The organism is Luteibacter jiangsuensis (genome assembly GCF_030812295.1).
GTDB classification, from domain to species: domain Bacteria; phylum Pseudomonadota; class Gammaproteobacteria; order Xanthomonadales; family Rhodanobacteraceae; genus Luteibacter; species Luteibacter jiangsuensis_A.
This window is the reverse complement of sequence record NZ_JAUSSK010000001.1, coordinates 763,220-777,412: the sequence shown is the minus strand read 5'-3', so window position 1 is coordinate 777,412 and position 14,193 is coordinate 763,220. Positions and strand designations below refer to the sequence as shown.

General features: G+C 67.1%; 11 protein-coding genes. 8 read left to right on the top strand and 3 right to left on the bottom strand.

Annotation, left to right across the window (positions count from 1 at the left end; all coding sequences use genetic code 11):
• The first annotated feature begins 59 nt into the window (after positions 1 to 59).
• Together sodC and J2T07_RS03345 are read left to right on the top strand one after the other, a co-directional pair.
• The gene (gene sodC / locus J2T07_RS03350; protein ID WP_306847243.1) at positions 60 to 590 is read left to right on the top strand and encodes a superoxide dismutase [Cu-Zn] SodC; all 531 of its coding nucleotides are present in this window, start codon (positions 60 to 62) and stop codon (positions 588 to 590) included.
• A 7-nt stretch (positions 591 to 597) separates the two neighbouring features.
• Entirely contained in the window at positions 598 to 1,221 is a 624-nt protein-coding gene (locus tag J2T07_RS03345) for an alpha-ketoglutarate-dependent dioxygenase AlkB (protein WP_306847241.1), read from the top strand.
• A gap of 488 nt (positions 1,222 to 1,709) precedes the next feature.
• Here J2T07_RS03345 and J2T07_RS03340 read toward each other — a convergent pair whose 3' ends face one another.
• Both J2T07_RS03340 and J2T07_RS03335 read right to left on the bottom strand, forming a co-directional pair.
• Positions 1,710 to 2,816, bottom strand: a complete 1,107-nt coding sequence (locus tag J2T07_RS03340; RefSeq protein ID WP_306847239.1) for a GGDEF domain-containing protein — start codon at positions 2,814 to 2,816, stop codon at positions 1,710 to 1,712.
• Positions 2,817 to 3,026: 210 nt separating this feature from the next.
• On the bottom strand, positions 3,027 to 3,989 hold the full coding sequence (locus J2T07_RS03335) for a CorA family divalent cation transporter (RefSeq protein ID WP_306847237.1): 963 nt from the start codon (positions 3,987 to 3,989) through the stop codon (positions 3,027 to 3,029).
• A 117-nt stretch (positions 3,990 to 4,106) separates the two neighbouring features.
• Here J2T07_RS03335 and J2T07_RS03330 point away from each other — a divergent pair, with 117 nt between their 5' ends.
• From J2T07_RS03330 to J2T07_RS03315, 4 genes are all read left to right on the top strand, one after another.
• Positions 4,107 to 4,397, top strand: a complete 291-nt coding sequence (locus J2T07_RS03330; RefSeq protein WP_306847235.1) for a GNAT family N-acetyltransferase — start codon at positions 4,107 to 4,109, stop codon at positions 4,395 to 4,397.
• A 70-nt stretch (positions 4,398 to 4,467) separates the two neighbouring features.
• A complete protein-coding gene (locus J2T07_RS03325) occupies positions 4,468 to 6,522 on the top strand; it encodes an alpha/beta hydrolase family protein (RefSeq protein ID WP_306847233.1) in 2,055 nt (684 codons plus the stop codon).
• 253 nt (positions 6,523 to 6,775) lie between these two features.
• Positions 6,776 to 8,326, top strand: coding sequence for a putative bifunctional diguanylate cyclase/phosphodiesterase (locus J2T07_RS03320; protein ID WP_306847231.1), 1,551 nt, complete (start codon positions 6,776 to 6,778; stop codon positions 8,324 to 8,326).
• Between the two features lie 7 nt (positions 8,327 to 8,333).
• Positions 8,334 to 11,408, top strand: coding sequence for a ligand-binding sensor domain-containing protein (locus J2T07_RS03315; protein ID WP_306847229.1), 3,075 nt, complete (start codon positions 8,334 to 8,336; stop codon positions 11,406 to 11,408).
• Between the two features lie 121 nt (positions 11,409 to 11,529).
• On the opposite strand, the gene J2T07_RS03310 is transcribed toward J2T07_RS03315, so the two are convergent.
• The gene (locus J2T07_RS03310; RefSeq protein ID WP_306847227.1) at positions 11,530 to 12,012 is read right to left on the bottom strand and encodes a YajQ family cyclic di-GMP-binding protein; all 483 of its coding nucleotides are present in this window, start codon (positions 12,010 to 12,012) and stop codon (positions 11,530 to 11,532) included.
• Positions 12,013 to 12,093: 81 nt separating this feature from the next.
• Here J2T07_RS03310 and J2T07_RS03305 point away from each other — a divergent pair, with 81 nt between their 5' ends.
• Together J2T07_RS03305 and J2T07_RS03300 are read left to right on the top strand one after the other, a co-directional pair.
• Positions 12,094 to 13,272: an NAD(P)/FAD-dependent oxidoreductase gene (locus tag J2T07_RS03305; RefSeq protein ID WP_306847224.1), complete on the top strand. Its 1,179-nt coding sequence runs from the start codon at positions 12,094 to 12,096 to the stop codon at positions 13,270 to 13,272.
• A 14-nt stretch (positions 13,273 to 13,286) separates the two neighbouring features.
• On the top strand, positions 13,287 to 14,168 hold the full coding sequence (locus J2T07_RS03300) for an NAD(P)-dependent oxidoreductase (RefSeq protein ID WP_306847222.1): 882 nt from the start codon (positions 13,287 to 13,289) through the stop codon (positions 14,166 to 14,168).
• Positions 14,169 to 14,193 lie beyond the last annotated feature (25 nt).

The following is a 14,193-nucleotide window of genomic DNA, read 5'->3' as shown; positions in this document are numbered from 1 at the left end:
GCTCCCTCCACATCGGGTGCAGTATCCCCGGGTTACCTCGCCCTCATAGGAATACAGAGATGAAACGAATCGCCATCGCCGTGGCTGGGTTGTGCGTGTGCGTGGCCGCCCAGGCCGCCGACAAGAGCGTCGTGGTGCCCATGACCCTCGTCACCGCCGACGGCACGGGTGCCTCGGTCGGCAAGGTCACGATCACCGAAGGTGCCGGTGGCCTGGTCTTCACTCCCGATCTCAAAGGCTTGCCGCCGGGCGAGCACGGCTTCCACCTGCACGAGAAGCCCAGCTGCGATCCCGGCGAGAAGGACGGGAAGAAGGGCGCGGCACTGGCGGCCGGCGGCCATTACGACCCGCAACACACCGGCAAGCACGAGGGGCCGGAGTCGTCCATGGGCCACGAGGGCGACCTGCCCAAGATCACCGTGGGTGCCGATGGCACCGACACCACGGCCGTGACCGCGCCGCGCCTGACCAAGCTCGCGACGCTGAAGGGCCATGCCCTGATGATCCATGCCGGTGGCGACAACTATTCCGACCAGCCCGCCCCGCTGGGTGGCGGTGGCGCGCGCATCGCCTGCGGTGTCGTCAAGTAAGGAAACCATGTCCCAAGGCGGTCTCTTCGCCCCCGAACCGCTCGTGATCGTCGATGACGAGCACGGGCGGTTCGTGTATGAGCCCGGCGTGATTTCCCCCGGGCGTGCCGCCGGCTGGTTCGCCAGCCTCCTGGCGGACATCCCCTGGGAAGCACAGCGGCGTGCGATGTACGGCCGCGACGTGGACGTGCCGCGGCTGCTTCAGCATTACGCACTGGACGACCCCGCCTTGCCGGCCATCGTCGGCGAGGCGGCGCTCGAGGTGATCGCGCTCACGGGCGTTCGCTTCACCTCGGTGGGCCTGAACCTCTACCGCGACGGCCGCGACAGCGTGGCGCCGCATAACGATCACATCGAGGAACTGGCGGAGGGGCAGCCCATCGCCTTGCTTTCCCTGGGCGCCACGCGGCGCATGACCCTGCGCGAACGCGACGCACCCCGGCGCGGCTTCGACATCGACATGGAACCGGGCAGCGTGCTCACGATGAGCTACGCCACGCAATTCCATTACGACCACGGCATCCCGAAGATGCGCGGCAAGGTAGGGCCACGGATCAGCCTGGCTTTTCGCGTCCGGCCTGAGGGTAAGGCGGCTAGTAGGCGATATGGGGTGCGGAAGAACATTTCTTAGGTGTTCGCCCGGCTCGGCTTCGCCCTCGCGGTTGGGGTGGGGCAGAGCCGTGAGGGGGGCGTGCGACAAAAGCAACGCCGCTCACTTGCTGGATGTCGTTCCGTGTGAGCCCCCACCCGGATTCCGGCAAACGGCGAACGGCACGGCGAGCGGTGCTCTTTGCTCTTTCCTCCAACCCACCCCAGTGTCCAGAGAGCTGCCGGGCGCCACCCTCGGCGCGACATTAGGAACCGAGGACGGACGGGCGGACAAGGCCCGTAGGGGATCGGCCAGGACGGCCGATCGTTTCCGCTGAGCCACGGAGGGCGAATCGGAAACCCCCGCCCGACCGTGCGAGCCCGCCGGGGCGCAGCCATCGAACATGGCCGCGCAGCGGCATCCCTTCCCAAGGGACGGCGACTACCGTCGCGCCGAGGGTGGCGCCCGGCAGCTCCCCCGCGACGCACAAACCCAACGCGAGGGCGAAGCCGAGCCCGCCCACAGAAGGCTCAAAAGAGGTCGATGCTGCCCAATGACACCGGCGTTGCCAGTTCGCCCCGGCGGGTGAGCGACTCGTAGCCGTGCACGCTGTCGCGGCCGTTCTGCTTGGCGAAGTACAGCGCCTTGTCCGCGCGGTCGAGCACGATTTCCGGGTAATCGTTCTCGGTGATGCGCGCATAGCCGATGCTGACGGTGACGTGGCCCACCTGCGGGAACGCGTGGTCGGCGACGAACTGGCGGAACCGGTCGAGGACGAGGTGGACGGCGGTTTCGTCCTGCGCCGCGAGCAGGATCACGAATTCCTCGCCGCCGAAGCGGAACAGCACGTCGCTCTGGCGAAAGCTCGCGCGCATGTGCTGGGCCAGCAGGAGGATCACCTCGTCGCCATAGACATGGCCGTAGGTGTCGTTGATCCGCTTGAAATGGTCGATATCGAGGATCGCCAGGTAGAGCTGGGAGGGCTCCTCGACCGGCCGGCGTTTATCTTCCCCGTCCTGCGCCGCGCCACGCGCTTTCTGGCGTTGAAGGGTGAGCAGGCGCTGCAGGCGTTGCTCGAAGCTGCGCCGGTTGTACAGCCCGGTGAGCTTGTCGCGCTCGCTCTCGTTGAGCAGGGCGATGTAATTGCAATAGATGCGCGCGAAGCCTTCGACCATCGAGCGAACGTTGTCGAGGGAATCCGGGGCCTCGAGCATCAGTGCGCCGATGGCGGCGTGTTCGCGATGGATGGGGACGACCAGCCGGCTGTTGCCGTCGTCGGTGATGTCGCTGATCGCCTCGAGTGTCTCCATGGCGCAGACGAGGGTGTCGAGGGGGTCGCCCTCCCGCGTCGGATCGAGCGCCTCGATCACGAAGCCGCCGCCTGGCTTGCGCGAACATACGACGATCGAATCCACGGGATGCTGCGGGCTTTCACCCCGCTTGCACAGGGTGACGCTGTTGACGGCGATGAGTTCGGCCAGCGACAGCACCACGCTGTGGTCCAGCGCGTCGATATCGCGGTGGTGGGTGAATTCCGCCACCGAAGCGAGCAGGCGCGACTCGGGCGGGGCGCCAGCAGGGCTGTGCCACGGCGCCTTCATGCGCGTGGTTTCCGCGCGACCGAATCGTCGCGACATGGATGACAGACTTGCACCGACACTCCCTCCCCCGAGTGGGGCACGCCAGGCGGCCCCATGTGTGCGTCGAACCGGAATCCCAGCCGGCGACTTCCTAAAGGAGTTAGCGGCTGGAAAGCCGCCGACTTTAGGGCAAAACGAGGGTGGATGTCGAAAATCGTGACGCAGTCATCGATTTCAGGTCTTCACAAACGTGAATCGTTGCGCTAGTCAGTCGCCTTCCAGCCAGCCGCGCCATTTGAAGAACAGGACTGGCAAGAGGATGCTGACCGCGATCGCGCCCAGGGCCATGGGGTAGCCGAAGGTCCAGTCCAGTTCGGGCATCTTCTTGAAGTTCATGCCCCATACGCCGGCGAGGATCACCGGCGGGATGGTGGCCACCGAGGTGACGGTCAACACCTTCATCACGTGGTTCTGGTCGGTGCTGATGAAGCCGAGGCTGGCGTCGAGCAGGAACTGCAGCTTGTTGGTGAGTTGGTCGTCGAACTCGTCGAGCGTGCGCAGGTCGTGCTCCACGACGCGCAGGCGAACCTCGACGTCGTCGGACATCCACTCCGGCTTCTTCGCGCGCACGAACGATACGATCCGCTGCACGCCCAGCATCGAGGAACGATTGCGCGCCTGCTCGCCTTCGAGGCGGCCGACCTCCAGCATGCAGTTACGCAATGCGGGCGTGCCGATACGCTGCGCCGTGAATATCCGGTCGGAGAGTTTCTTCAGGTCGGCGGACACGTCTTCCATGCGTTTGGCCGCCAGGTTGACGATCGCCTCGATCAAGGTCGCCAGGACATCGGCGCTGGATTCCCAGCGGTGTTCCTGGCAGCTGTCGCTGGCCAGCTTGAACGCGGGCGAGTCCTCGAAACGCAAGGTCATCAGTACATGGCCGGTGACCACGATGCCCACGGGCGCGGGATGATGGTTGTCGGGCGAATCGGCGAAATAGGGGATGGACAGATACATCGCCCCGTCGTCGGTGCGGATGCGGCTGGACAGCGCCAGGTTCACCACGTCGTTTCGTTGGGGGATGCGCAGGCCGGTGATCTCGCTGGCGCAACGTCGTTCGTCGTCGTTTGGGTCGAGCAGATCCACCCAGATGGGGGCGCCGGGTTTGGTCATGCCCGCTGTCCAGCGGACGGGATCGGTGTACTTCCCATGTTCGTGGATGATCAGCACGTGCGCGGGTGTCCTTGGATTGGGCTGGGAGGAGTCTACGCCGGTGATGACATGCATGGCCGAACGCGCGCATGCTTGGCGGTAGCGATGCTGACCGCCGGACCAGGAGAGATACCGATGAGCGATACCGCCAAACCGCTGGAGATCGTCCACGACAGCGCCAACCAGGTGTTTCTCGTCGTGGTCGATGGCCACACCTGCGAACTCGAGTACCGGCTCAGCGGCAAGACGATGACCATCACCCATACCGGCGTACCGTCCCCCGTGGGCGGCCGAGGCATCGCCGCGCTGCTCACCCGCTTCGCCGTGCAGGTCGCGGAGGCGAACGGTTGGAAGATCGTTCCCGCGTGCGGCTACGCGGCGACGTGGTTCGAACGAAACCCGGAGTACGGGCACCTGTTGGCCTGACGACAAGAAGCCTCGCGGGTTCGTTCAGCGACGTGTTAGCTTTTGCGTTCCCACACATCCAGGGTCACCCATGCGTACGAAGTGGATCGCCGCCGCCGTCGCGCTCGCCTGCGCGGGCCACGCCTTTGCCGACACACCCGCGAAAACCGCGGACGACCCGCGCATCGCCGCGATCCTCGATGCCTTGGGCAAGGTGCGCACCATTGAATCCGTGGCCTTGTCGCCGGATGCGAAGCATCTCGCCTGGACGGTGAAGACCGACGGCAAGCCGGTGCTCGAGGTGGCCGATGCCGATGGGCGCAACGCCCACCGCGTCACGGCGAGCAAAGGCTGCAGCGAAATCTCCGCCGCGTGGGCAGCGGATTCGCAACATCTTGCTTTCCTTTCCGACTGCGCCGGCAAGGCGCCGGGCGTGGAGGAGGGCAAGCAGAAGGATATCTACGTGGTGGACATCGCCAGGAAGGCGCCACCGCGGCGGATCACCCATCTCACCGGCTACATCGATGGCCTGGAATGGCGTCCCGACGGCAAGGCCCTGGCGTTCCTCTACGTCCCGAACGCCACCCGCCGCGCCAGCGCCACCGCTGCCGCCAAGCCGCAGTTGGGCGAGGTGGGCGTGGAAGGCATCGAGGTACAGCAGGTAGCGAGCGTCGACGCCAGCGGGGGTGCCATCCACACGCTGACACCGGCAGGCCTCCACGTCTACGAATTCGCGTTTTCGGCAGACAGCAGCCGGATCGCCTACGTGGCGGCGCCACCGCCCGGCGACAACAACTGGTGGGTGGCGAAGCTCTATGCGCAACCGGTCACCCCCGGCGCGCGGGCGGTCACCCTCGTGGATACGGTGGCGCTTTCCGGTCCGCTCAAGGATTTGCAGGTGGCCGTGCCGCGTTTCTCTCCGGACGGGTCGCGGGTCGCCTTCATCGGCGGCCTGATGAGCGACCAGGGATCGACCGGCGGTGACATCTGGATGGTGCCGGCCGCGGGCGGCGCCGAACCGGTCGACGTGACGCCCGGGGTGGCGACCACTCCGGCGTGGCTGGCATGGACCGCGCCCGATCGCCTGCTGGTCGGCGAACATGCCGCTGGCGCGAGCCGGGTGTCGAGCTACGCGGTGCCCGTCAGCGGCCCCGCCACGTCCACCACCGTGTTCGAACTGCCGATGACGATCGGCGACGGGCGCCTGTCGATGTCGCTCTCGCTGAGCGCCGACGCGAGCAAGGCCGCCTTCGTCGCCAGCTCGTTCGAGAAGGCCTTCGAAGTGCAGGTCGCCAGCCTCGACGGGCAGTCGGCGCCCAAGGCGGTCACCACGTTCAACGCCGCGCTGAAACCTTCCTGGGGAAAGGCTGAATCGATCGCCTGGAAGAACGAAGGTCATGACGTACAGGGCTGGTTGCTGTATCCGGCCAACTACGACCCGAAGAAGCGCTACGGCATGATCGTCTCGATCCACGGTGGCCCAGCGGCCGCGGTGACGCCGCGCTGGCCGGGCGTGGGTTACGGCGGGGCACCGCTCTCGGCGCTGGGCTACTTCGTGTTCATGCCCAATCCCCGCGGCAGCTATGGGCAGGGCGAGGCGTTCGTGCAGGCCAACCGCAAGGATTTCGGCTATGGCGACCTGCGCGACGCGCTGGCCGGCGTCGATGCGATCGAGAAGAGCCACCCGGTGGACGACCGGCGGCTGGGCCTCACCGGCTGGAGCTACGGCGGCTTCATGACGATGTTCGGCGTGACCCAGACGCAGCGCTTCCGCGCCGCGGTCGCCGGCGCCGGCATCTCCAACTGGCAGAGCTATTACGGCCAGAACCTGATCGACCAGTGGATGAAGCCTTTCTTCGGTGCCTCTGTCTATGACGATCCGGGTGTGTACGCGAAGAGTTCCGCGATCAACTTCATCAAGCAGGTGAAGACCCCGACCCTCGTGGTCGTGGGTGAGCGTGACGCGGAAACGCCGGCGCCCCAGTCGTTCGAGTTCTGGCACGCGTTGCGTGCCCAGGGCGTGCCGACGTCCCTGGTGGTCTATCCGGGCGAAGGCCACGGCTTTGCCCGCGACGCCAGCCGTCGCGACGTGCTCGCCCGTGCCCTGGCCTGGTTCGACCGCCACCTGTCGGTGGGAGACAAGTAGGACGCCGGGGCCCGGCCGGGCCCGTGAGTGCCGATCGGCGGATTTGCGTTTTTCCGCCGACCCAGCATCATGCGATGCATGTAACGCTAAAGTCGGGGGCGGTGGTGGCCGTTAATTCAGGGGACAAGTGGCTTCGTGCGTGGCCTTTCCCCGGGCCCCACCGCGCCGCATTCGTGAATTGGGTCGAACCCGCAGGCTGGCAGCCAGGCACGCTGGCCGGCGACATGTCCCGGAAGCAGGACCGGAGCGTGGTGTGCTGACACATCGTAGCGTCGAGGACGGCATCCATCTTGCCGCATCGAAGTGCGCCCGCTGGTCCGTAACCGGGACCGGCGAGGTCTCCCGCTGCGACACGTTCGGCACGGTCGGCGCCGGGCTCGGCTGGATGGTGGCGCTCATCGTCGTGTGCGCCCTGGCCGCGTTGGCCATCGCCTGGCTGGTCCGCCAGCGGCGGCACCTCCACGCGAAGCTCGAGGACCCCCGGGAGCAGGCGAGCCGGGCGCTGGCCTTCCATGCCTATCACGACACCCTGACCGGCCTGCCCAACCGCGCCTACCTCATGCGCGAACTCGAACAGGCGCTGGCCGCCCCGCGGTCGGGTTCCCTGGCGGTGATGTTCATCGACCTCGACGGCTTCAAGGCCATCAACGACACCCTGGGGCACGAGGCGGGCGATACCTTCCTGCGCGCCGTTGCCACCTCCCTGCGCAGCAGCGTACGCGAACGCGATACGGTATCCCGTTTCGGCGGCGACGAGTTCGTGGTGGTGGTACAGGCGTATGGCGGCATGGAAAACCTGATCCGGGTCTGTCGCAAGGTGCTCGATCTGGTGTCCAAGCCGGTGAACGTGGCCGGCCAGCTCGTGGCGGTGAGCCCGAGCATCGGCGTGGCCGTGGCTCCGCAGGACGGCGACGTGGCATCCGCGCTGATCCGTAACGCCGATGCCGCGATGTACGCGGTGAAGGAAACCGGCAAGGCCGATTTCCGTTTCTACGAGGAGGGCATGCTCGAGCAGGCGCGTGAACGCCTGGCCCTCACGGTGGAGTTGCGCGAAGCCTTGCAGGGGGGCGAACTCGCCGTCGAATACCAGCCCAAGCGCAACCTGCGCGACGGCACCCTGGCCGGTGTGGAAGCACTGGCCCGCTGGCGCCATCCGTCGCGCGGCGACGTGCCGCCGACCGTCTTCGTGGCGATCGCCGAGCGCTCCGGCCTCATCCATGCCCTGGGTGAATACGTGTTGCGCGAGGTGCTCGGCCAGTTGAAGACCTGGGACGCCGCCGGTATCCAGGTCGACTACGTGGCGATCAACCTGTCGATGCAGGAACTCACCCGGCCCGCGTTCGTCGACACCTTGCATCGCGCGGTGCGCTCGTACGGGGTCGACCCGATGCGGATACGCTTCGAGCTCACCGAATCCACCGCGATGCGCCAGCCCGAAGAAACCATGCGCCAGTTGGTGAAGCTTCGCTCGCACGGCTTCGACCTGTTGATCGACGACTTCGGCGCCGGCTACTGGAACCTGAGCCATCTTCGCGAACTGCCGGTGGGCACGATCAAGATCGACCAGTCGTTCGTGCGTGGCAGCACGCTGAACCTGGCCGACCGTGAAATCACCGAGGCCATCGTCGGCCTCGCCAAGAAACTGAACATGCGTACGATCGCCGAGGGCGTGGAAACCGAGGCGCAGGCGCACTGGCTGCGCGACCTCGGCTGCGACATCGGGCAGGGCTACTTCTTCGCCCGGCCGATGACCGGCGCCGCCTTCAGCCGTTACCTCGATCCGACCGTGGCCTATGCTGGCTGACCGCCCGATGCGGCCTGCTCGTTTCCCGCGCCTTCGAGCCTGTCTGATCGTCCTCGCGGCGGCGCTGTGCTGCTTGGCCACGGCGGCGCCGGCCCAGGTCGCGCCCAGCGTGGGCGTGGATCCATGGGCGGTCTACGAATCGGTCTGGTTCGATACGGTGGGCGTCACCGATGGCCTGCCGCATTCCACCACCACGGCGATCGTGCAGGACACCCGCGGGCTCATCTGGATAGGTACCTTTGGCGGCCTGGTGCGGTACGACGGCTATCGCATGCAGGTGTTCGGCCAGGAGCCCGATTCGTACGCCGGCGCCGTGCTGCCCGATTCGTACGTGCGCGCGCTCATGCCCCTCGACGACGGCGGCTTGCTTATCGGTACGAATGCCGGCGGCCTCGTCCGCTTCGATCCCTCCACGATGCGTTTCCACGTGTACCCGGTCGGGCCGGGCGGCACGTCCAGCGGCAAGGTGTTCGCCATCGCGCGTGCACGCGAGCGCGGCGAGTTCCTGGTCGCCACGGAAGGCGGTGTGGACCGGCTCGATCTCGCCAGTGGCCGGATCACCCACGAGTCGGTGACCCCGGGTGATGCGAAGGACATGCTGCCGCGCACCTTCGTGGTCGCCGAGGACAAGGCCGGAAATATCTGGGCAGGTGCGGACAACGGCCTGTTCATGCGCCGCCCCGGGGGACACTTCGCACGCGTGCGCTCCAACGATCCCGCGGTCGACGAGATCCTCCACGACCAGGTCTGGGCGCTGATGCAGGACAGCCGTGGCCGTTTGTGGATCGGCACCGGACAGTCCGGCGCGATCTACATCGACGCAAAGGGGCAGGGGCACCTCGTGCCGGGCTTCTCCGGCAAGGGCGGGCTGGCCCACCGCCGCACCGTGCGCGCCTTGCACGAGACACCGCAAGGCGTGCTCTGGGCCGCCACCGACGGTGCGGGCGTGGTCACCTACGACTTCAACACCGGGCGCCTGCGCACGCTCAGCCACGACGCCGCGATGCCGTCGTCGCTGCCCGGCGACATCACGCGCGACATCTTCCAGGACACCTCGGGCAACATCTGGGTGGCGACGGAACTCGGCGCGGCGCACTACGATCCGAACGGGCGCAAGGTGTTCTCGGTGCTGCCTTCGCCGCTGGAGACGCACACGCTGTCCAATGCCAACGTGCATTCGGTGTTCGTGGACCCTCGTGGACGTGTATGGCTCGGGCTCGGCATGGGCCGCATCGACGTGCTCGACCTCGGCAAGGGCAGCATGCACCACCTGCAACTGGGTGGCGAACAGGCCGAACGCGACGTGCAGGCCTTCGTGGTGGCGCCCGACGGCTCGATCTGGGCGGGTGCGCAAGGCATCTCGCGGATCGATCCCGACACGTTCGAGCTGAAGAGTTCGATGATTCCGAACCTCGACGGGCGCCTGATCCTGTCGATGCAGCGCGATGGCGACGACATCCTGATCGGCGGCTACGACGGCCTGTTCCGCTACGACACGGTGCACGGCACGCTCGAGCAGATGCGTCACGACGACGCCGACCCGAAAAGCCTCGTGGGCGACCAGGTGCGCTTCATCGTGCGCATGCCGGATGCATGGTGGTTCGCCACGATCAGCGGCATCAGCATCGCCTACGACGGTGAGAAGGGCTTCGTGAACCTGCGCCACGATCCGGCCGATCCGGCCAGCCTGCCGCAGGACTACACCGGTTCGATGGCCTTCGATTCGCACGGCCGGCTCTGGCTGGGCACGTTCGGCGGTATCGCCTACCTCGATGCGTTCAAGCCGCGCGGACCCTTCCGCTTCGGCGTGATCGCCGCGCGCGAGGGCTTGTCCAACACCAAGATCAACGCCTTGCTGGTCGACCACGACGACCGCGTCTGGGCCTCGATGGCCAATGGCGTGGCGATGATCGATTCCGCGAGCCATCGCGTCGCCGACCTCGGTATCCGTGATGGCCTGCGCATTCCCAGCTACATCCATCGCGCGGCCGCGGAAGCGCCCGGTGGCGAACTGATGTTCGGTGGCCTGGGCGGCCTGACCGTGGTGCGGCCGTATTGGGTGGCGCCCTCGGTGGCGCCGCCGCGCCTCGCCATCACCCAGGTCTCGGTCAACGAGAAGCCGTTACCGCTGGACAAGGTGCCTGGCGAGGGCGGCCGCGTTGTCCTGGACGGTGACGGACGCAACATGCGCGTGGACTTCGCCCTGCTCGATTTCAGGGCGCCGCTGGAGACCCACTACGCGTATCGCATGGACGAGGCGGACCAGGCCTGGAACGAAGTGCCGCGTGGCATTCCGCCCAGTGCGATCTACACCAACCTCGCCAGCGGCACGTACACCTTGCGCCTGCGCGCCACGATGCGAGGCCTCGATGCGCGGACGGTCGAGACCTCGGTCCGCGTGACGGTGACGCCGCGCTGGTACGAGAGCCCATGGACCTTGTTGGCCGGCATCGCGCTGGGCGTGCTGGCGTTCTTCGGACTGGTGTACCTGCGCACGTTGTATCTGCGCAGGCGCGCGCAGCTGTTGCAGGCGCAGGTCGACGCACGTACGCGCGACCTGAAGGCGGCCAACGAGCGGCTCGATCATCTCGCCGGTACCGACGAACTCACCGGCTCGCTCAACCGCCGCCGCTTCCTCGAGCAAGCCGAGCGAGTGCGCCAGGGGGCGGCCAACGACGGCATTCCCTTCAGCCTCGTGCTCATCGATATCGATGAGTTCAAGGCGGTGAACGATACCTATGGGCACCTGGCGGGCGATACGGTCATCCGCGAAACCATGCGGGTGATCTCGTCGATGTGCCGCGCGGACGATCTCGCCGGGCGCTTCGGGGGCGAGGAGTTCATCCTCTGCCTGCCCGGCGCGCTGGCGGAGCATGCGCTGGATATCACCGAGCGCGTGCGCCACGCGCTCGGTGCGATGGTGATCGCGCACGGCGACTACCGTATCCGGATCACCGTGAGCGCGGGCGTGGCGATGTGGCGCGCGCCGGAATCACTGAATTCGTTGCTGGGGCGGGCGGACGAGGCCCTGTACGAGGCGAAGAACGAAGGGCGCAACCGTAGCCGCATCGCGGGGTTGTGATCGCCGCTGAAGCGGCTCCCACCAGAGCATCGCCGACAGGGTCGGCTCCCACCGGGGTACCGCAGCCTTGATGTGGGAGCCGACCCTGCCGGCGATCCGCGCGGCAGCGCGGCCCGGCCCCTCAGTCCCTGAAATTCTCGAACTGCAACGGCACCTCGACATCCGCTTTGCGCAGCATCGCGATGGCGTTCTGCAGGTCGTCACGCTTCTTCCCGGTGACGCGGATCTTCTCCCCGTTGATCTGGGCTTCCACCTTCAGCTTGGCCTCCTTGATCTTCGCGACGATCTTCTTCGCCACCGGTTGTTCGATGCCCTGCTTGATCGTGACCTTCTGCCGCGCCTCGGCCAGGTTCGTCTCGACCTTGCCCGCGTCCATCGCGCGCACGTCGATGCCACGGGCCGAGAGGCGGGCGCGAAGGATGTCCGTGAGCTGGCCCAGTTGGAACTCGTTGTCGGCCTTCTGCGTGATGACGTTCTCGTCGAGCTCGAACTTGGCAGACGTGCCGCGCAGGTCGAAGCGCGTGGAGACCTCGCGATTGGCCTGGTCCACGGCATTGGTGAGCTCGTGGGTGTCGACTTCCGAGACGATGTCGAAGGAGGGCATGGGTGGGTCCTTGTCGAGGGGAGCGATGACCAAGTTTACGCGAGGGCGTTACCATGTGCGTTTGCGCGGCGGATGCGAAGCATGGAATACGACGTTCTCGTCGTCGGGGCGGGCGCGGCGGGCCTGATGACGGCCATCGTCGCGGGTGCCCGTGGGCGGCGCGTACTCGTGCTCGACCATGCCAACCGTGCCGGCAAGAAGATCCTGATGTCCGGCGGCGGCCGCTGCAATTTCACCCATACGGCCACCACGCCGGCCAATTTTCTCTCGGCCAACCCCCATTTCTGCAAGTCGGCGCTGGCGCGCTACACCCCGTGGGATTTCATCGCCATGGTGGACCGGCACCGTATCGCGTGGCACGAGAAATCGCCGGGCCAGCTGTTCTGCGACGAATCGTCCAAGCAGATCGTGCGCATGCTGCTCGATGAATGCGCAGCGGTGGGTGTCCGCGTGGAGACCAGCTGTGCCGTTTCGCGGCTGCGCGCCGCCACCGCCGGCGGTTTCGCCTGCGAAACGCCGTTGGGGCACGTGCGCGCCGAATCGCTGGTGGTCGCCACCGGTGGCCTGTCGATTCCCAGCCTCGGTGCCACCGGCTTCGGCTACGAGGTGGCGAAACAGTTCGGCCATGCGGTGCTGCCACTGCGCGCCGGCCTGGTGCCGCTCACGCTGAGCGGCAAGCACCAGGAGCGCTTCGAGGGATTGGCGGGCGTGGCCTTGCCCGTGGAGGCCCGCGCCAATGGCACCGCCTTCCGCGATGCCATGCTCTTCACGCACAGGGGCATCAGTGGTCCGGCCATTCTGCAGATATCGTCGTACTGGGAGCCCGGCACGGACTTGCGCATCGACCTCATGCCAGGCCTCGACGCGGCGCAGGCCCTGCGGGAAGGCCGTGCCGAACGTCCCGCGGCGGAACTGAAGACGGTGCTTTCGAGCCTGCTGCCGCGGCGCCTCGCCGAACGCCTTTGCGAGGTATGGCTGCCCAACCGGCCGATGCGCCAGTTTCGTGACGCCGAATTGAACGAGATGGGCGCACAGTTGGCCGACTGGCCGCTCGTGGCGAGCGGCACCGAAGGCTATCGCACCGCCGAAGTGACCCTCGGCGGTGTGGACACCGACGAGGTCTCGTCGAGCACGATGATGTCCCGCCGCCACGCCGGGCTCTACTTCGTGGGCGAGGTACTCGACGTCACCGGCCACCTCGGTGGCTACAACTTCCAATGGGCCTGGGCCTCCGGCCATGCCGCCGGCCTGGCCGTCTGACACGGAGCAAGAACATGCGTATCGGTTTCATCGGTCTGGGCAGCATGGGCGCCGGCATGGCCGGCAACCTGATCAAGGCGGGGCACGAGGTGACGGTGTGGAACCGCTCCCCGGAAGCGGCCGCGCCGCTGGCGGAGCAGGGCGCGAAGGTGGCCGCCACGCCGGCCGGGGCCGCCGCGGGCGTCGAGGTGCTGCACAGCATGTTGGCGAACGACGCCGCCGTGCGCGAGGTGATCCTGCACGGTGGGGTGCTCGACGCGTTGACCCAGGGCGCCGTGCACGTGAACCACGCCACCATCTCCGTCGCACTGGCGCGCGAGCTCGCCGAGGTGCACGAGTCACGTGGCCTCGGCTACGTGGCCGCCCCGGTCTTTGGCCGGCCCGCGGTCGCCGCGGCGGGCGGGCTGAATATCGTGGCCGCCGGCAAGCCCGAGGCGATCGCGAAGGTTTCGGCCCTGCTCGACCTGCTGGGCCAGAAGGTCTGGCCGATGGGGGACGATCCGGTGCGCGCCACCATCGTCAAGATCGGTGGCAACTTCCTGATCGGCGCGGCGATCGAGAGCATGGCCGAGGCCACCACGCTCACCCGCGCCCACGGCGTGACGGCGAAGGACTTCCTCGAGGTGATGTCCAGCACCTTGTTCGCCGCGCCGATCTACAAGATCTACGGCGGGATGATCGCGGAACAGAAATACACGCCCGCCGGCTTCAAGATGAGCCTGGGCTTCAAGGATATCGGCCTGGCCCGCGCGGCGGCGGAGGCGGAGCGCGTGCCCATGCCGTTCGCAAGCGTCATGCACGACGCGATGCTGGAAGCCCTGGGCGCGGGCGACGGCGATCTCGACTGGGCGGGCATGGCGCGTATCGCCGCGGCCCGGGCGCACCTGAAGGATTGAAGCGTTAGACCGCTTTTACGCACGT